At 65.8% G+C, this 18,058-nt stretch carries 16 protein-coding genes; 5 read left to right on the top strand and 11 right to left on the bottom strand.

Going from position 1 to position 18,058, the window contains the following annotated elements:
• Window positions 1-54 precede the first annotated feature (54 nt).
• Window positions 55-1,989 carry a caspase family protein gene (locus tag ABXS05_RS21070; RefSeq protein WP_367625283.1) on the bottom strand — a complete coding sequence of 645 codons (1,935 nt, stop codon included), beginning with the start codon at window positions 1,987-1,989 and terminating at the stop codon, window positions 55-57.
• A 284-nt stretch (window positions 1,990-2,273) separates the two neighbouring features.
• Here ABXS05_RS21070 and ABXS05_RS21075 point away from each other — a divergent pair, with 284 nt between their 5' ends.
• Window positions 2,274-2,966: a hypothetical protein gene (locus tag ABXS05_RS21075; RefSeq protein WP_367625284.1), complete on the top strand. Its 693-nt coding sequence runs from the start codon at window positions 2,274-2,276 to the stop codon at window positions 2,964-2,966.
• 5 nt (window positions 2,967-2,971) lie between these two features.
• Window positions 2,972-3,382, top strand: coding sequence for a PIN-like domain-containing protein (locus ABXS05_RS21080; RefSeq protein ID WP_068299556.1), 411 nt, complete (start codon window positions 2,972-2,974; stop codon window positions 3,380-3,382).
• A gap of 71 nt (window positions 3,383-3,453) precedes the next feature.
• Here the strand turns inward: ABXS05_RS21080 and ABXS05_RS21085 are convergent, their stop codons facing one another.
• From ABXS05_RS21085 to ABXS05_RS21105, 5 genes are all read right to left on the bottom strand, one after another.
• Entirely contained in the window at window positions 3,454-4,038 is a 585-nt protein-coding gene (locus ABXS05_RS21085; RefSeq protein WP_367625285.1) for an amino acid synthesis family protein, read from the bottom strand.
• Window positions 4,039-4,233: 195 nt separating this feature from the next.
• A complete protein-coding gene (locus tag ABXS05_RS21090; RefSeq protein WP_311940947.1) occupies window positions 4,234-4,818 on the bottom strand; it encodes an amino acid synthesis family protein in 585 nt (194 codons plus the stop codon).
• 1 nt (window position 4,819) lies between these two features.
• The gene (locus ABXS05_RS21095) at window positions 4,820-5,692 is read right to left on the bottom strand and encodes a UPF0280 family protein (RefSeq protein ID WP_367625286.1); all 873 of its coding nucleotides are present in this window, start codon (window positions 5,690-5,692) and stop codon (window positions 4,820-4,822) included.
• Window positions 5,689-7,104 (bottom strand): 6-hydroxynicotinate reductase, encoded by a 1,416-nt coding sequence (locus ABXS05_RS21100; protein ID WP_367625330.1) that lies wholly within the window; start codon window positions 7,102-7,104, stop codon window positions 5,689-5,691. The genes ABXS05_RS21095 and ABXS05_RS21100 overlap by 4 nt, the downstream gene beginning before the upstream one ends.
• A gap of 169 nt (window positions 7,105-7,273) precedes the next feature.
• Window positions 7,274-8,344, bottom strand: coding sequence for a LacI family DNA-binding transcriptional regulator (locus ABXS05_RS21105; protein ID WP_367625287.1), 1,071 nt, complete (start codon window positions 8,342-8,344; stop codon window positions 7,274-7,276).
• 136 nt (window positions 8,345-8,480) lie between these two features.
• Here ABXS05_RS21105 and ABXS05_RS21110 point away from each other — a divergent pair, with 136 nt between their 5' ends.
• The 3 genes from ABXS05_RS21110 to ABXS05_RS21120 all read left to right on the top strand — a co-directional run bounded on the left by ABXS05_RS21110 (window position 8,481) and on the right by ABXS05_RS21120 (window position 12,239).
• The gene (locus ABXS05_RS21110; protein ID WP_311941032.1) at window positions 8,481-9,272 is read left to right on the top strand and encodes an ABC transporter substrate-binding protein; all 792 of its coding nucleotides are present in this window, start codon (window positions 8,481-8,483) and stop codon (window positions 9,270-9,272) included.
• 249 nt (window positions 9,273-9,521) lie between these two features.
• Window positions 9,522-11,057: an amino acid ABC transporter permease/ATP-binding protein gene (locus ABXS05_RS21115; RefSeq protein WP_367625288.1), complete on the top strand. Its 1,536-nt coding sequence runs from the start codon at window positions 9,522-9,524 to the stop codon at window positions 11,055-11,057.
• A 48-nt stretch (window positions 11,058-11,105) separates the two neighbouring features.
• Window positions 11,106-12,239, top strand: coding sequence for an NAD(P)/FAD-dependent oxidoreductase (locus ABXS05_RS21120; RefSeq protein WP_311940958.1), 1,134 nt, complete (start codon window positions 11,106-11,108; stop codon window positions 12,237-12,239).
• Window positions 12,240-12,251: 12 nt separating this feature from the next.
• Here the strand turns inward: ABXS05_RS21120 and mprF are convergent, their stop codons facing one another.
• The 5 genes from mprF to ABXS05_RS21145 form a co-directional block, all read right to left on the bottom strand.
• A complete protein-coding gene (mprF, locus tag ABXS05_RS21125; RefSeq protein WP_367625289.1) occupies window positions 12,252-14,909 on the bottom strand; it encodes a bifunctional lysylphosphatidylglycerol flippase/synthetase MprF in 2,658 nt (885 codons plus the stop codon).
• Window positions 14,910-15,021: 112 nt separating this feature from the next.
• Window positions 15,022-15,384 (bottom strand): helix-turn-helix domain-containing protein, encoded by a 363-nt coding sequence (locus tag ABXS05_RS21130; RefSeq protein WP_311940964.1) that lies wholly within the window; start codon window positions 15,382-15,384, stop codon window positions 15,022-15,024.
• Complete coding sequence (locus ABXS05_RS21135) at window positions 15,381-15,974, bottom strand: Smr/MutS family protein (protein WP_367625290.1); 594 nt, start codon at window positions 15,972-15,974, stop codon at window positions 15,381-15,383. Before ABXS05_RS21135 ends, ABXS05_RS21130 begins: the two co-directional genes overlap by 4 nt.
• Window positions 15,971-17,206, bottom strand: a complete 1,236-nt coding sequence (gene mltA, locus ABXS05_RS21140) for a murein transglycosylase A (protein ID WP_367625291.1) — start codon at window positions 17,204-17,206, stop codon at window positions 15,971-15,973. Before mltA ends, ABXS05_RS21135 begins: the two co-directional genes overlap by 4 nt.
• 40 nt (window positions 17,207-17,246) lie before the next feature.
• Entirely contained in the window at window positions 17,247-17,945 is a 699-nt protein-coding gene (locus ABXS05_RS21145) for a Tim44/TimA family putative adaptor protein (RefSeq protein WP_311940974.1), read from the bottom strand.
• Window positions 17,946-18,058 lie beyond the last annotated feature (113 nt).

Raw genomic sequence — 18,058 nt, forward strand, 5'->3', positions numbered from 1 at the left:
CTGCGATTCCTGCCTGTATCGTCAGAAACAGGCCCTATCTGCCATCGACGAGGCCTATTTCGCCAGCACGAAGGCCTGCAGGGCTGCCAACGTGTCCGCCCCGTAGCTGCCGTCCGGGGCGCGATTGAGCAGGCCGGCCTTGGCCAGCCGCTGCTCGACGGCCTTGCGCAGCTGCGGCGTAAGCGAGGTCGAGGCCTTGTCGATCAGGAGACCGCGGGCCACCGGCGAGCCGCCCCTCAAGGCTTCCAGGCCGTAATCGGCCGCCTTGCCGGGATCGCGCTTGATGCCACCAGCCCCCGCCATCAAGAACGGTATCAGGCTGGCCTTGGCATTGAGGTTGCCGATCGCCGCGGCCCTCTCGAAGAAATCCGTGGCCCTGCCGAAATCGCGCGGCCCGCCAATGCCGTTGGCCGCCATGTTCCCGAGCATGACGTTGCCGTCGCCATCGCCCAGTTCGGCCGCACGCTGGAACAGCTTGCGGGCCGTGGCGAAATCCTTCACCGCACCGGTCTGGCCGAGCAGCACATAGCCGACCCGCAGCATGGTCTGGGTGTGCTCGGTCTCGACGAGCTTGTCGATCCATTGGCGCGCCTCTCCGGCATTCTTGGGCACGCCCGTGCCCTGCAGATAGAGCACGGCCAGGAAGCCCATCGCCTGCGGATCGCCGGTGTCGGCGGCCTTCCGGTACCATTGCGCCGCCTGCACGGCATCGCGCGGGCGGCCGGTGCCATTCTCGAACTCGATGGCGATATTGCGCATGGCCGAGATATTGCCGGCCGCCGCGGCCTGGTCGAACAGGGCCACGGCACGCGGCAGATCCATGGGGCCGCCCTCGCCCGTCTCCAGCATCAGGGCCAGGTCCGACATGGCCGAGACCGAGCCCGCGGCGGCGGCCTTGGTCAGCAGGTCCCGCGCCTCGGCATCGCTGCCGGCGACATCGAGCGCCCGCGCCAGCTGGAACTGCACGCGCCGATCCTCGGGAGCGGCGGCCAGGGCCGCCCGGCAGGCTTCGACGGCCAGGCGGGGCTGGATGCGGTTGAACTCGACACCGGGCACGCCGGAGGGGCGATCTATGTCCTGTGGCGAAGCCGCCATCTTGTCGCATCCTTCCACCGCAGCCTGGGCAGCAGCGTCGAGTGGCGCGGGTGCGGGCGTCTGTGGTGCAGGCGTGGGCAATACAGGCGGCACCGGGGTGGGCGCCGCAGCCCCGCCCGCGAAATAGAAATCGCCGAGCAGCGAGAAGGTCACCTCGGGCAGTTGCCGTTCATTGGTAGCCTTGTAGACATTGGCGGCGACACGGCGGAACAAGGCACCGATCTCGACCCCAGGCTTGCCGACCTCCCCCAGAAAGGCCGCGGCAAAGGGGCTGTTGCGGCCGCCGCCATCGGCGGCGACGGCGCCGGGCTGGGTGGAATAGGCGATCACGCTGCCGGCCGTCTGCTGGATGCGCGCGAGGCCGCGGCTGATGCCGATCGAACGCGTCGGACTCGCCTTGGACAAGAGCTGCTGGGCCAGGGGATTGTCGCGGCAGGCATCGAGCATGACGATGCGCACGCCGTTGGCGCGCTGCAGGTCGTTGAGGATGTCGTCGACCCGCGCCATCTCGTAATTGACATCGCCGACGCCGGTCAGCTTGGCATCGACGGGCATCAGATAGTTCGAGCCCTGGAACTGGAAACCGTGGCCGCCATAATAGAACAGCGCCGCGTCGGCGCCGTCGGCCTCATTGGCGAAACGCCTGAAGGCATCGTCCATGCCGCGCTTGTCGAGGTCATAGCCTTCGACCACCGTAAAGCCGACCGCCTTCAGGGCCTTGGCGACGTCGGTGGCATCGTTGCGGGGATTGGGCAGCGGCACGGTGTTGCGATAGGCCGAATTGCCGATCACCAGGGCGATGCGCTTGTCCGCCCAAGCGGGAGCGGAGAGAGCCGTGCACCCGACCAGCACAAAGGCAAGACCGGCAAGCATCGGCCGGAGTGAAAACCGCATCCTCGAAGCTCCCTGTCGCTGCCTGCGCCGGACCGTCGGCCGAAGCAGAGCCGTCGGCAATGCCCCAGGGAACAGATCGGGCGAGGCGGCGTCAAGGCTGTCATGCGAGGTTTAAGAAACACCACACCTGGGACTGCAGACGTCCCATCCATCCCTTGGAACCGCTGTATTTGCAGGAAAGAACAGGTGCGAGAGACCTTGTGCTGCGACCGCAAGCTGTTGCTTCAAATCGATATTGACATGACCACAGCAGCGCTGACCATATGCCAATGATTGGAGACGTTATGAGCGAGCTTATCGGGATCGGTCTTTACACGCCGGCAGAGGCAGCGCGTTTGACGCGGGTGCCGGCGGCGAAGATCGTTCGCTGGTTGAACGGCCATATGATCAAGGGCCAGCCCTACAAGCCGTTGTGGCAATCGCAGATTGATCTGGAAGACGGCCACACCTATCTCGGTTTTCGTGACCTCATGGAATTGAAGGTGGCAGCGGAATTCATCAAGCACGGCGTCTCCGCCATACGCGTTCGAGCAGCTATTGAAGTCGCCCGGGATGTGTATGGATACGACCATCCACTTTCGACCGATCGGTTCAAAACCGATGGCAAAGATATATTCCTGCGAGTTATTGACGATATCGCCGATGGTTCAGAGCAGGAGAAGCTTCTGAATACGTTTCATCGGCAGTATACTTTTGCACATATTATCGAGCGCTCGCTGAAGGGCGTGGAGTTCGATGAAACCGGTGCGCCATCGCTCTGGTGGCCCGTCGGTCATAGGGAGCGGATCATTGTCGATCCAGCTCGGTCGTTCGGACAACCTATCGACGAGGTTTCCGGCGTCCCGACCAGCGTTCTTGCTGCTGCCGGGCGTGCCGAAGGGGCTGGACCTGCTGCGCGGGCATTTGACGTGCCCCTTACGTCGGTAAAACGAGCAATGAAATTTGAAATGCAGCTTGAGAAAGGCCTTGCTGCTTGAATGTCATGTTCGACAATTGCACTTCGCCTGTGCTCGCGTCGACGTTAGACGGATATATCACGCACCTCGGCCATCGGGCATTTCATATTAAGGATGTTCCTGGGCTGCCAGGTGGACGGAATGCGAAAGATGTCGATTGGATCAATCATCTTCGTAGCTCCCCTGAAGTGTGGATTTTCGTGACCGGGGATAGCCGAGTGCTAAAGAACCCTGCGGAGAGGGCGGCACTTCGATCCGCGGGCCTGCATGGCTTCGTGCTGGCACCAGCATATCAGAAGTCGCCAAGCCATTTGATCGCCTCCACCATTGTTTTGAAGTGGCCTGAGCTTGAGCAGTTCACTAAACTGGTTGCAGCGCCTTCAATGTTTGAAATTCCCATAGGGAAGAATACAAAGCTCAAGCAGATCAAGTGGTAAGTATTTGCCCTTGATTGAGGCTGAATTCAATATGAGCATCCAGACTGCAAACGTCTCGCTTGTCGGTCCCTCTACCGCAAACCGTCCTCGCCCTTGATCTCGGCCTTGGTCAGGCCGCCGACACGCGGCAAGGGACGCCCGCTGTCGGTGACGACGATGGCGACCAGGATCTCGTCGGGGCGCGGTGCGTCGGGCACCCGCACCTCCATGGCATCGAAATGGCTGCGCACATAGGCCGCGTCCTTGTGGCCGAGCGGCACGTCGAGCACGCCGCCGAGGCCGCAGCGCTTCTTGGCGGACGGGATCAGGGCCGCGCCCTTGCCGAGCACCTTGCGCACCGGCGTGCCCATTTTCGGATGCAGGATGGCGGCGGCATGTTCGAGTTCGCCATTCTCGCCCACGGCCGCAGCCTTGCCATAGCTCTCGGCGGCTGTCCCCTCGATGCCGAGGGCGTCGACCGCACGCTGGGTGAGCAGGGCGCCGAGCTCCTCGCCGATCTCCATCAGCGGCGTGAGATCCTCGACATAGCGGCCGGCGAAGGGATTGGCGATCACGGCAATCGCAGCCGCGCGCCTCGTCGGCGGCTCGATGGGACGATCCATCTCGCGGCGCACTTCCTCGACGAAGGTGACGAGCTTGCGGATGCTGGCTGGCATGATGATGGTCCTTTCCGGAGCAGAGTTAGGTCTCGCCGGTCAACAGGTGAATCGAATTCATTCGACCTTTGTCATTGCCGGGCTTGACCCGGCAATCCAGGGCCCCTTTCCAGACATCGAAGGCGGGACTTCTGGACGCCCGGGTCAAGCCCGGGCATGACAAAGGTGGCGCTTCAGTTATTTCCGGACGATGCCTCAGCGCAGACCGTCCACGCCCTTGACGTCCTTGGCCGCGAGGCCGCCGACGCGGGCGTGGATGCGTGCGCCCGTGGTCATCACCAGGACGAGCAGGAGTTCGTCGGCCTTCGGTCCATCGGCGAGCCCCACCTCCATGGCGTCGAAATGGCTGCGCACATAGGAGGCGTTGATATGGGTGACGGGCACGTCGAGCCGCGTGCCGGGGCCGCCGAGCTTCTTGGCCGACGGCACGATCGCCTTGGCGTCCCCGAGAATCTCGCGCATGGCATAGCCGCCGGGCACATGCCAGAGCGCGCCATGCTCAAGTTCGCCGGCGGCGCCAACGATGGCGCCCTTGCCGTATCCCTGGACATCCCCGGCCTTGCCGCCAAGCGCCGCCAGCAAGGCGGCGGCCATCTCGACGCCGAGTGGCTTCAACTCCTCCATGAAGGGCGCAATCTCCTCGACATAGCGCCCCGCAAAGGGGTTGTGGATCACGCTCAGAATGGCGCCGCGCTTCAGCGGCACGGCGCTGATGGGGCCGCCCTCATGGAAAATCTCTTCGACGATGACGGCGCGCTTGCGCAGGACGATTTCGGGCATGTCAGGCGGCTTTCGGTTGCAGCAAGGTGTTGGCAGTCGACACCAGTGTGGTGACGCCGGCAAGGTGGAGGGCGGCGGCACGGATCAGCCCGCCGCCGATGAGGCCGCGAGCCTTCTCTTCGCCTGCCCGCAGGGCCAGGGCGATGTCCTCGCGCATAAGAGGTCCGACGGCACGCGTCACCAGGCGCTCACCGAGATCGCCGTCGGGCTGCAGCGAGGACGCCGGCACGCGCCGTATGGCGGGATGGCCGGGAATATCGACGGCATTGGCGATGATGGTGGCCGCCGCATCCGCCGCCGCAGCATCACCGGCCAGCACGGTGACGGCATCGGCGATGCCGAGCGAAAAGCTGCGTCCGCGCCAGCCGGAGGTGGCGATGCCGCCGATGCCCTCGCCTGCCCGCACATGGCTGCGGGCGAACAGGCTCGGCCTGTCGGGGCGGTCGACCAGGCCGATGGCGAAATCCTCGCCCTCGGCCAGATAGAGGGCGATGTCGCCGCCATTGTTGACGAAGGCGCGGTCGAGCGGCGCCACCGCGCGCATCGCCGCCAGGATCTCGTCCGCCACGGCGCCGGCGACCGCGGCCATCGGGGTGATGAAATGGCTGCCGGCATGGGGCGCGACCGCGGCCTGCATGCGCCGCGCGACCACGCCTCGGGCGAGCAGGCTGCCTGCCGTGTGTGGCGCCCGCAGCAGCGGCAGTTCCTCGCAGAGCGTTTCCAGCAGGCCCTCGAAACGCTGCGCCGCCGCTGCGTAAGCGGCCCGCACAGCCTCGGGCTCGGCCTGCGCCTCGATGATGAGATCGATCGGGCCATGCTGCAAATGCAGGCGCCTGTGATCGTTCAGGAACGCCGCCTGCGGCCCGGCCCTCATCCGTGCGACCTCCGGGCCGCATGCGGCGCGAAAGGCCAGGGATTGTCGGCACGCTGGGCGAGATCGACCCCCTCGCGCAGGCTCGATAGCGGCCTGACATGGCCCATATGGCCGCCCATCGCCTCGTAGTCGTCGAGCCGCAGGGTGAACTCGATCGGGGCGACCAGAGCCGGGGTCGGTACATAGCCGAAGGCGTTGTCGGGCAGGCGGGTGACGTCGACCATGAAGGTGATGCCGCCGCCCGGCCAGACATAGACGGGCGCGCCGCCGCAGGTGACATAAGTCAGGGCGTCCTTGACCGAGCGGGTCAGCCGCACCGGGTTTTCGGTGACCCCGGCCCTCAGGGATCCGCCGGCACCGCCGATGAACAGCACCGTGGCGAGGGCCGGCTCGCAATTTTCGGCAATGCGCTCCACCGACTCCACCAGCGATGCCGGTAGGTCCCGCGGCACCGGCTGGAGCGCCTCGTCGAGTTCGTAATAGCCGTGATGCTCCCCGGTCGTGCTCACCATCAAGAGGCGCAGGCCCGGCCAGGCGATCTTGGCATCGAACGGGCCGAGAATGGCAAGAGGGTCGTCGATATTGGTACCGCCCCAGCCGGTACCGGGTTCCGCCACCTGGAAATAGCGTCCGGGCGTGGAGCGTCGCCCCTTGAGCTTGATGCCGGTATCGGGAATGTCGAGCAGCTTGCCGGCCTGGTGCTCGGACAGAACGCCGGTGATGTGGTCGTCGACCACCACCACCTCGTCAGCCTTGCCGAGCCATTGCCGGGCAAAGATGCCGATGGTGGCCGAGCCGCAGCCGACGCGCATGCGCTGTTCGAGCTGCCCGTTGACAACGGGCGCCTTGCCGGCCTCGATCACCAGCGTGGCGCCGCCATCGACGGTCATCTCGACCGGCTTGCAGTTGCACAGATCGAGCAGGGCATCGCAGGTGACGCGCCCCTCCTTCTTCGAGCCGCCGGTGAGGTGATGCACGCCGCCCAGCGACAGCATCTGCGAGCCATATTCGCCGGTGGTGACATGGCCGATCGCCTCCCCGTTCACCCGCACCGTGCTCTGCTCGGGGCCGACGAAGCGATCCGTGTCGATCTTCACTTTGACGCCGCAATAGGAGAAGATGCCCTCGGTCACCACCGTGACCATGTCGACGCCTTCGACCTTGGACGAGACGATGAAGGGGGCCGGCTTATAGTCGGGATAAGTGGTGCCCGCGCCGATGGCGGTGACGAATTTCTCCGGATTCGGCACCAGGGAACCGTCCCATCCCTTGCTGCCGCCGAAGGGCACGAGGTCGCCACCTTCGGAAACGGTGCGTTCCAGGAGAATATGCGGATCGACCCTGACCAGCGTGCCATTGTCGTTGGCGTAGCGGTCGCAGGCCCCGGCCATGCCCGGCTTGATGTAGCACATCACCGGGCAGGCATCGCAGCGGATCTTGCCGTCCGGCGAGGCCACCGGAACCGGCGCCTCAAACTCGCTATGCGCGGAAAACTCACTATAAGAAGGCATGGAGCGAGCTCCCGAAGGCGGGTCAAATTCGTTTGTATACTAACGATACTCGACCCGGTATCCCCTTTTGTCAAGACCGGGGCGGCGCCACCGATTCACGCCGGATCAGGATCGTGTCGAGGATGTGCCTGCGTGGTGGCGCCTTGTCGCCCATGATGCGCGCCACCAGCATCTGGGCCGCGGCCGCTCCAAGTTCGTAGGAGGGCTGGGACACCACGCTCACCAGCGGAGAGACCGCGCTCGTCCAATCGGCATCGTCGAAACTCACCAGCGACAGGTCGCCGGGGATGTGAAGCCCCAGGGCCCGGGCGGCCCGGAACACTTCGAGCGCGATCTTGCTGTCGGATGCCAGCAAGGCGGTCGGTCGGCCAGAGGCCCGCAACAGATCCAGAAGTATCGTCTGCGAGCGAGCCGTCTTGGCCGCATCCAGGCGTATCTGCCGCTCTGCCTCGGCTAGGCCCGCAATATCCGAGGCTTCCAGGAAACCGGCAATGCGGTTGAGCACGGTCGTGAGGGGAATCTGTTCGGGGCCGCGATAGTGCACATCGGCGGCGGCCGTGGCGGTAATGTAGGCGAGCCGGCGGTGCCCCGCGGCGAGGAGCAATTGCGTGGCCTCCCGCGCCGCCTTGTGGTCGTCGACGAGCGCCACATCCACCGACAGCCCCGGTACGTCACGGTCGAGCAGCACCAGGGGACAAGCGCGGCCCAGGGCATCCTGAAGATGGCTGCCATCATGGCGCGTGGCCGGCGCAACGATCAGCCCGTCGACGCGCTTGGCGAGGAAGACTTCGGTGGAGGCCTTTTCCGTGGCGAGCGTCTCACCGGAATTGGACAGGATGACATCGAAGCCCGCCTGGGCCGCAACGTCGCTGATCCCGCGCACGGCCAGCCCGAAAAAGGGGTTCTCGATATCGCCGACGATCACCCCGATCGTGCCGGAACGCCCCGTCGCCATGGTGCGCGCGAGTTCGTTGGGCCGATAGTCGAGTCGCCGCGCAGCTTCCAGGATCCGTTCCTTCAGATCCGCACGCACGGCGCCATAGCCACCTAACGCCCTGGCTGCCGTCGCCTTCGACACCTGGGCGGCTCGCGCCACATCGGCGACGGTCACGGGTCGTCGGGTCGGATTGTGCTTGTCCATGCTCGCCACTATCGCCTTTGCCGGAGCTGCGTCAATGCGAAGTTTCAATTGAAGAGACCGGTCTCTCATGTTAAGAGACCGGTCTCAATAAAAAATCCAGGGGAAATAAATGAAGAATCCCAATCGACGCGACGTGATGGCCGCCACCGCGCTCGGCGCACTGGCATGGATGACGGCCGGCGGCGGGCGCGCCGCCGCGAGCAGCAATCCCTACAATCTCATCGATGCCGGAACGATCAGCGTCGGCAGCATGGGAGACGCCAAGCCCTACACCTTCACCGACGCCAACGGCGAATTCAGCGGCTTCGACATCGAACTGTTCCGGGACGTCGCGCGCAGGCTGGGCTTCGACAAGGATCACGTGACATTCACGGGGCAGGATTTCTCGGCCCTGCTTCCCTCGGTCGCCAATGGCCGCTTCGACGTGGCCGTCGCCGCCATCGGCACCACCGAGGCGCGCAAGAAAACCGTCGACTTCTCCGATGGCTACCTGGCGGGTTACCTGACGGTGCTGACTTCCCAGGCCGGGATCAAGAGCGCCGACGATCTCGCCGGCAAGCGCCTGGGCGCCGTGCAGGGTACGCTGCAGGAGACCTACGCCAAGACCCACTTCACCAAGTCGGACATCGTCAACTTTCCGGACAATAATTCGGCCATCTCCGCCCTCAACAGCGGTACGGTCGATGCCCATTTCCTCGACTACGAAGCGGCCAAGCAATATGGAGAGCGCTTCAAGGGCCTGAAGCTGGCGATCAACATCCCCTCCTTCGACGCGCCGGCCGGTTTCGTCGTCAAGAAGGGCAACGACGCCCTTCGCCAGGCCCTCAACAAGGCGTTGCATGACGCCATGCAGGATGGCACCTGGAAAACCCTCTACACCAAATGGTTCCCGGGCTCGCCGATGCCCGAGCAATATCTGCCCAAATGACATCGCCCAAGTGACGCCCTCCCAAGCGGGCCGCTTGACAGCCGGTGCTGAGGCACGGCGGGGAACACGACGCGGGTGCATCTGTTGGGAGAAATCCTGGGAGAAACCGCGTCGAGCCCGTGCTCACCCCTCTCTTGCTCCCCTTCCTTGTTTCCAAGCCAATCCGCTGGATTGGCTGGAGCGTCTTTGCGATTCCCGATGATCCCTCCCACTCGCAAGGCGCTTTAGCTTGCCACGAAAGACCACCCAATGAGCTGGTTCGATATCCTCCAGCGGAGTTTCTTCGATTGGGACTCCATGGCGGAGGTGCTGCCCAACATGCTGATGGTGGGCCTGAAGAACACCCTGATCCTGGCCGTCGCCTCGACATTGCTGGGCATCGTCATCGGCATGGTGCTGGCCGTGATGGGCATCTCCCGCGCGGCCTGGATCCGCCTGCCCGCCCGCATCTACACCGATGTCTTTCGCGGCCTGCCGGCCATCGTCACCATCCTGCTGATCGGCCAGGGCTTCGCCGGCATCGGCCGCCAGATCTTCGGGCCGTCGCCCTATCCGCTCGGCATCCTGGCGCTGAGCCTGATCGCCGGCGCCTATATCGGCGAAATCTTCCGTGCGGGCATCCAGAGCGTGGAGCGCGGCCAGCTCGAAGCCTGCCGTGCCCTCGGCATGACCTATCCCAAGGGCATGCGCCTCATCGTCATCCCCCAGGGCGTGCGCCGCGTGCTGCCCGCCCTGGTCAACCAGTTCATCGGCAACATCAAGGATTCGAGCCTGGTCTACTTTCTCGGATTGCTGGCATCCGAGCGGGAGCTGTTCCGGGTGGGCCAGGACCAGGCCGTGGTGTCGGGCAATCTATCGCCCCTGATGCTGGCCGGTATCTTCTACCTCGTCATCACCGTGCCGCTGACGCATGTCGTCAACGCCATCGACGGGCGCCTGCGCACCGGCCGCAAGGTCAGCGCGGTTACCAGCGGCCTGGAGGAGGTGCGCGAGCTCGACGAGACGCCGGCAGGCCATCCTTCGGACGCCGGAGCAGGAGCCGGCCTGCCGATGGCGATCCGGGGCGCCCGCCTCGATGTCATCGGCCTCGACATGGCCTATGGCGATTTCAAGGTCCTGAGAGGCGTGAGCCTGAAGGCCGAAGCCGGCACGATCACCTGCGTGATCGGCCCCTCGGGGTCCGGCAAATCGACGTTGCTGCGCTGCCTCAATCGCCTCGCCGAGCCCGTCTCGGGCGATATTCGTCTGGACGGGCAGAGCGTGCTGGGCATGAAGCCGGACCTGCTCCGCCGCCGTGTCGGCATGGTATTCCAACAGTTCAACCTCTTCCCCGACCATACGGCGATCGGCAATGTCGAACTCGCCTTGCGCAAGGTTCAGGGGCTTTCGACGGCCGAATCCCGCCGTATCGCCGAGGAACGTCTGGCCGAGGTAGGCCTCGCAACCCGGATGAATCATCGGCCGATCGACCTGTCGGGCGGGCAGCAGCAGCGCGTTGCGATCGCCAGGGCGCTGGCGCTCAAGCCCGAACTGATGCTGTTCGACGAAGTCACCAGCGCACTCGACCCGGAACTGGTGAAAGGCGTGCTCAATCTCATGGCACGGCTCGGCAAGAGCGGCATGACCATGGTCGTGGTCACGCATGAGATGAACTTCGCGCGCCGGGTCGCCGACCAGGTGGTGTTCATGGACGAGGGGCAGGTCGTCGAGGCCGGTCCCCCGGATGCCATCTTCGACAATCCCCAAAGCCCCCGCCTGCGGCGCTTCCTGTCGGAAATGCTGTGACGGTCCCGGCCCTCATCCAAATCCAATCTTGCCTTGAAAGTTCCAGCCATGACTGCAGCATCGTCCCCATCCCGCGCCATCGTCGTCGGCGGCGGCATCTTCGGCGTCTCGGCCGCCACCCATCTCGTCCGCCTCGGCATCGCCACCACGCTGGTGACGGAGAGCCGGCCGGCCAGCGGTGCCTCGGGGCGGTCTCTGGCCTGGCTCAATTCGTCACGGCGACGCTCGGCGGCCTATCACCAGTTGCGCATGATCGGCATCGATCGCTACCGCACGCTGGCGGCACGCCATCCGGAGGCGGCCTGGCTGCGTTTCGACGGAGGCCTGACCTGGGATGCCGATGACGCGACCAACGAGATCCGCTCCGTCTTCGCCCATGAGCGGGCCCTGGGATATGACGCCCTCCTCCTTTCCCCGGAAGAGGTTGCCGACGTGACACCCGGCATCGATCGGCGAGCGATCACGCCCCAGGGCGCGATCTTCAATCCCGGCGAAGGCTGGGTCGACCTGCCGTCGGTGATTGAGGTGATGCTGGCCGAATTCATCGAAAAAGGCGGTGCCCTGGTGACCGATGCGGGCAAGGCCAGCGTACAGCTCACGGCCGGACGCGCCAGTGGTGTCTCGATCGCCGACGGCCGCCTGTTCGAGGCCGATGCGGTTCTGGTCGCGACCGGCGCCGACGTTCCCGCCCTCGTCGCCAGGGAAGGCCGGTTTATCGCCGACGCTACCCCGATCGCACTCCTCGTCCGCACCAAGCCGATCGCAACCAGGCTGCGCGCCGTATTGAACACACCGCGCGTCGCGGTTCGCCCCACGCCGAGCGGCGCCCTCGTACTCGACTCCGCCTGGTCGGAAGAAGAAATCGTGATACGCGACGATGGCAGCTTCGAAATCCGGCAATCCACCATTCACGGTCTGCTGGAAGAAGCCTCAAGGGTGCTTGAGGGCAACCCGACGCTGGAGCTCGACGGCTACGGCGCCGGTCCCAAGCCCATTCCGGGTGACGGCGACCCGGTCTTCGGGGCCATCGAGGGCATTCCCGGCTACCACGTCGCCTTCAGCCATAGCGGCGCGACGCTTGGTCTCATCGCCGGAGAGCTCCTGGCCGGCGAGATCGCCTGGGGCTCCCCTCATCCCCTGCTGGCGCCCTTCCGGGCCCAGCGCTTCGCCAAAGCGGCCTGAAGCGCATCGCCGTCAGCTCCGCGCCGACGAGCCCTTGTCGGCGCGCACCTCGCCATCCCCACCCTTCTCGATCAGGGTGGTGACGTCCTGAAGGATGTGCGGCAGGGCGAAACCGGCCGTACAGGCGAGATAGCGCGGTTCGAAGCGGGGATTGAAGCGGGCCTTGAAACCGCGCAGCGCGTCGAAATTGGCGATGTGGTCACCGAAGCGGAACAGCAGCGGCGTGACGCGCTGCCAGGCCGGGCCGAGATTCTCGCCCGCCTGCGCCGGGTTGGGCGTCAGGCCGAGGTCGAAGCGCTTGGCACCGCGCGCCTTGGCCAGGCGGATGAGGCGCAGCAGCATGAAATCGAGCGTCGAGATGCCGAGCTCCGGCAGATAGCGCAGGATGTCGACGGCCCACTCCTCATTGTCGGCGCTGCGCATCACCACGGCAAAGCCGACCACCGCGCCAGCCCGGCGCAGGATGGCGCAGTCATTGGTCCGGATCCAGCCGGGCGAAAAGCGCCCGACGACGAAATGGCCCTCGCTTCGCCCGGTACCGGCGAGCCAGGAGCGGGACACCGCTTCCAGAGTCGGCATGATCGTGGCCGTGGCGCCGGCAGGAACCAGATCCAGGCTGAGGGCGTGGATATCGGCCCAGGAGAAGATCGCATTGGCACCGGCATAGGGTTCGTCCCCCAGGCTGGCAAGATCGACGCTGGCATGGTCGCCGATCGGCGTCAGCGTCAGGCCGGCCTCCAGATAGTCGGCCCGCATCCGTGGCGAGGCGGACAGGATCACCGGCCACAGTCTCTGCTGCTCCGCCCTTTCGCCGAAGACCCAGAGCAGGTCCTGCACCATGGCCGGATCGCCCATCGGATCGCCCAGCGCGATCGACGAGGCCCCGGCGCGGGCCACCACCATGGCGGCGTTGCCCTGGTCGTTGGCAAGCAGCATCTGGCCCGGCAGCAAAGCGAGCCTGGCCTCTGCCGAAGGCACCCGCGCGACCAGGCCCGATATGTCGATCGACGCCGCTGGCACCAGGGCGATGCCACCCTTCCAATAGGCGCTCAGGATACCGATGACGATGGCGGCTGCGACCGCCAGGCTGGTCGAGCGTAGGAAGCGCGACATCTCATCGCCATAGCCGAAGGTGACCCACAGTTCCGGCGTGTAGTCGACGAAGCGGAAGGCGAAGAAGCCGATCCACACCGTCACGGCCAGCATGGCGGCGATCGCGCCGAGCAGGAGCGGCGAATAATCGATGCCGAACAGCCAGGCACCGCGCGGAAAGGCCGGCCGGCTGAGGGCGAGCACCATAAGGGCGCAGCACAGGGTCAGCATGAAGCGCCAATCGGCGCTGCGCAGCAGGGTGGCGACGGTGGCGATCACCAGGACGATCATCGCCGTGCGCCAGGCGGCCTCCATGCGCCGGATCAGGCCACGCGCCAGGAACAGCAGCGCCACGCCCGAGAGCGATGCGATGACATGGGCCGTCTCCACCACCGGCAACGGCACCAGGCTGGTGAGCAGGATGCGGCGGGCTTCGGTGGCCGGCACCGCGCCGGTGATCAGCAGGGCACCACCGGCAAGGAACATGGCGCCCGCCACCAGGATCGGGGCGAGCGGCTTCATGATGCCGGCGACCTGGTCGACCATCTTGCCGACGACATGGCGCCGGCGCGCCAGCTCATAGGCCCCCAGGATCGCCAGAGCGAGGGCGAAAGGCACGAAATAATAGATGACGCGGTAGAGGATGATACGGCCGAGCAGATCGTCCTTGGCGATGGTCGGCAGCGCGATCAGCATGGTGGTCTCGAACACGCCGATGCCGCCGGGCGCGTGGCTGAGCACGCCGAGGAAAGCCGCCAGCACATAGATCACCATGAAGGTGAAGAAGGGCACGCTCGCCGCCTGGTCCGGCAGCAGGATGTAGAGCGCGCCGGCCCCGGCACAGACATCGAAGATGCCGAGCACGATCTGCGCGGCGGTGACCTTGCCGCCCGGCAGCGGCATCGACCAGCCCTCGACGGCAACGACACGCCGGCCGGTCGAGACATAGCCGACATAACCGACGATCACCGCGATGATGGCGACGCCGATCGACATGTTGAGCGAGAGCGGCAGATGGTCGACGCCCGCCACCGATCCCGGCACCAGCACCAGGCCGAGCGCCAGCACCGCGCCCATGCCGAGCCAGAAGGTCAGGGTGCACACCAGCGTCAGCGCCGCGATCTGCGGCGCCGACAGCCCGGCTCCACCATAGACGCGGTAGCGCACCGCGCCGGCGGTCAATAGCGGCACGCCGAGCGTGTAGCTGATCGCATAGGAGGTGAAGGAGCCGATGGCTGCGGTGGAATAGGGAATGTCCTTGGCGCCGATCTGGCGTAGCGCCAGGCCGTCATAGCCGGTCAAGGCCAGATAGGAGAGCGCGGTGAACAGGATCGACAGAGCGATTGCCATGGTCGGCGTGGCGGTGAAGGCGGCCACCACCTTTTCCGGTTCGACACCACGCAGGATCGAGGCCAGCACGACGAGCGCACCGACGAACAGGCCGATCGACAGGATCGGCCCGACATAGCGCCAGGGCACGCGGCGCAGCAGGCGCCGCACGGTGGAGAGCCTCTCATTCTCAGGCGGCAGGACGAGCAATCTCGCGGTCTGCTTGTTCTCGTCCTTGTTCGCCGTCACACACCAACTCCCGAAATACCGGCTCTTGTCGAACGGCTTGCCTTATGCGCGCAGGAAGACCGAATTGTGAAGAGGGGCGTGGTGCGATTTGGCACGCCCGGAGTTCCAACCTTCATGCGCCATCGATCGCCTTCAACCTTGCCAGCATCGCCTCGACCTCCGCCTCGGGCAGTTTCGCGATGTCCTGGGCAAGGCGGTTGGCGAGCTCGGTGGCCTGCGGCGTCAGGCCGGCGGTGTCGACCACGACGCGCGGATCGGACAGCGCAGCCAGGCGCTGCAGGTCCTCGGCCTCGTCCCAGATGATGTTGAAATGGGTGATGATCCGCTGCAGCAGGATCCAGGTCGGCTGCCCGCGCTTGCCATGCTCGAGGGCCGACAGATAGGCGGCCGAGACGCCGAGCGCCTCCGCCATCTCCTTGAGGCTCTGGCCACGGGCCGCGCGCAGGGCGCGCAATCTGGCACCGAAGGGGGTCATCGGTCGCCGAGCCTGCGGATGCGGCGCAGCCGGACATAGAGGGCGCCGCTGCCGCCATGCCCGTGATGTGCCTCCTCGAAGCCGAGGATCAGCGGCCTGAGATCGGGCATGCGCAGCCATTGCGGCACGACGCGGCGCAGCACTCCGCGCTCATCGCCTGAAAACGCCATATCGCCGCCGCCGCCCTTGCCGGTGATGACCAGCACCATGGAATAGCCACGCATCTGGGCAATGGCGAGGAAGCCGCGCAAGGCGCCGTGGGCCTCGGCCTGCCGCATGCCGTGCAAGTCGATCCTGGCGTCGATGGCGCGTGTGCCGCGCACGACCTGGCGCCGCTCGCGCTTGTCGATGGGCGCTATCGGCGGTATCGGCGGCGCGGGCGGCGGCTTGACCGGACGGCTGGCCGCGGATTTCGGCTTCGCGGGCGATTTGACGGGCGTCGTCTCCGGCTCGGGCAGCGTTTCCGCTGCCTTCGTCGCGGCCTTGGCGACGGCCAGCTTGCGGCGACGGCGTTTCAGCGGGGTGATTTCCCGGGTGACGAAGGCCCAGAGCTCACTGTCTTCGGCGGTCAGTCCCTTACGGCGGCTCATGGTCGCCCCCCGGCGCCATCTTTGGCGTCAGGCTGCGATTTGGGCCATAGCGCGTAGAAGCCGCCGCCATGGCGGACAGCGCCGGCAACCGCTCCCGCCTTGGCGCCCGATCCGAAGAAGATGTCGGCGCGTGCCGGGCCGATGATGGCCGATCCCGTATCCTGGGCGATCATCAGCTTGCGGATGGGCTCGGGCTTCACCCCGCCACCGACATCGGGGATTGCCGTCTCGACGAAGACGGGCAAGCCATAGGGCCAGATCCTGCGGTCGATGGCGATGGAACGCAGCGGCGTGACCGGCAGGCCCTCGCCGCCGATCGGGCCGGCATCGGCGCCGAGGAAGGGAGCCACCTTGAAGAAGACGAAGGATTTGTTCACCCACATCACCTCGCGCGCCTGCTTGGGGTCGCGCGCCAGGAAATCCCGCAAACCCGCCATGGTGACGTCGCGGGGTGGGATGTTGAGCCTGTCGGCCACCGCCTTGCCGATGGCGGAATAGGGCTGGCCGTTCTTGCCGGCATAGGCAAAGCGCACAACGCTGCCGGTCGGCAGCCGCAGCCGCCCCGAGCCCTGCACCTGCATGAAGAAGCGGTCGACGGGATCGGCGACATAGGCGATCTCCAGGCCCTTCCCGTCGAGGGCTCCCTGCTCGATCGCCTTGCGATCCGGATAGACTTCCAGGCTGCCGTCGAGCTTGCGCCGGGCTGCGCTGTAGCCCTGGAAGCCTGGCGGTATGGCGTTGGGCTCGAAGCTGACCAGATCTGCCGGCCGGTCATAGAGCGGGGTCTGGAACTCGCCCTCGCGCACCAGCGAACCCCGGATCTCGGGCTCGTAATAACCGGTGTAGAAGGCCTTTCCGCCGGTGGGCCCGCTGCCCTTGCGCGTAGTGATGCGCCAGGCGTTGAAATGGGCCTGGAAGAAGGCGCGGGCGGCGGGCGCATCCAGCGCGCCGCGCTTCAAGGCCTCGCCGCAAAGGCGCGCGAGGTCCTCGGGAACCGGTACACCGGCATCGAGAGCGGGATTGTTCTCGGCCTGGGAGCGGCAGGAGGCGAGCCAGACCTGCCAGGCCTTGGCGTGATCGTCCCGTTTCCATCCGGCAAGCTTGCCGAAAGGCACCCGCGTAGCCGTCGCTCCCGCCGGCAGCGGCGGTGGCGACGGACGTTCGCCCGCCCAGGCTAGACTGGCCGCGACGAAGAAAGCGACGAAGGGCCCGACTCGGCGCAAGATCCCCATGACATCGATACCGTGGCCCGCCCGCCTCTTCCGACCGCGCTCAACCGCCGGTCGCCACGAGGCGCCAATTCGGATCCTTGGTGCTGGTATCGCGCGCGAATGTCCAGGTGTCGGTGACAACAGCCACCTGATCGACGCTGCCGTCGACGACCGCGCCATTCCTGTCCTTGGTGGCACTGATCATCTGCGAGACGAAATTGACGGTCAGTTCGGCGACGCGGCCCTTGACGCCGGCGGCGACGATATCGGCCTTGTCGATCGAAACGAAATTGGCCTGCACGGTCTCGCCACGCGCCTCGCGCTCGGTGATGTCCTGGGAAAACGCGTCGAAATTCTCGCGTGACAGCAGGTTCTTCAGGGTCTTGCGATCACCATTGTTGAAGGCGGTGACGATCATTTCATAGGCCGCCTTGGCGCCCGGGACGAAGCTCTGGGGCTGGAAACTCGGATCGACAGTCGCGATCGCATCGAACCCGGCTGCGAGGGGCGTGTCCTTCTCGGCAAAACCTTCCCAGCGGAAAGCTGACGTCGGCGCCTGCGTTTCGATCGGGGATTCGGCATCGCGCTGCGGCGGATTGGCGGCCCTGTCGTCGCGGGACGCAGGCTGGGCATCGCGCCGCAATCCCTCGAATGTCGGAGGCTCGGCGCCGGTGCGCTCCCCCAGCACGGAACGCAGCTTGAAGATCACGAACACCGCGAGCCCCAGAAACACCAGCGTGATGATATCAAAACTACCCATTTGTGCCTTCAGCATCCCCACCGACCGAGTGACGACTCGAAATAACGGCTCAAGCCCCCTGTGGCAATGCCACAATCCTCACCTATATGGTGTGCATCGAGCAGTTTGCCAGC

Source organism: Labrys neptuniae (assembly GCF_040797145.1).
Taxonomy (GTDB): domain Bacteria; phylum Pseudomonadota; class Alphaproteobacteria; order Rhizobiales; family Labraceae; genus Labrys; species Labrys neptuniae.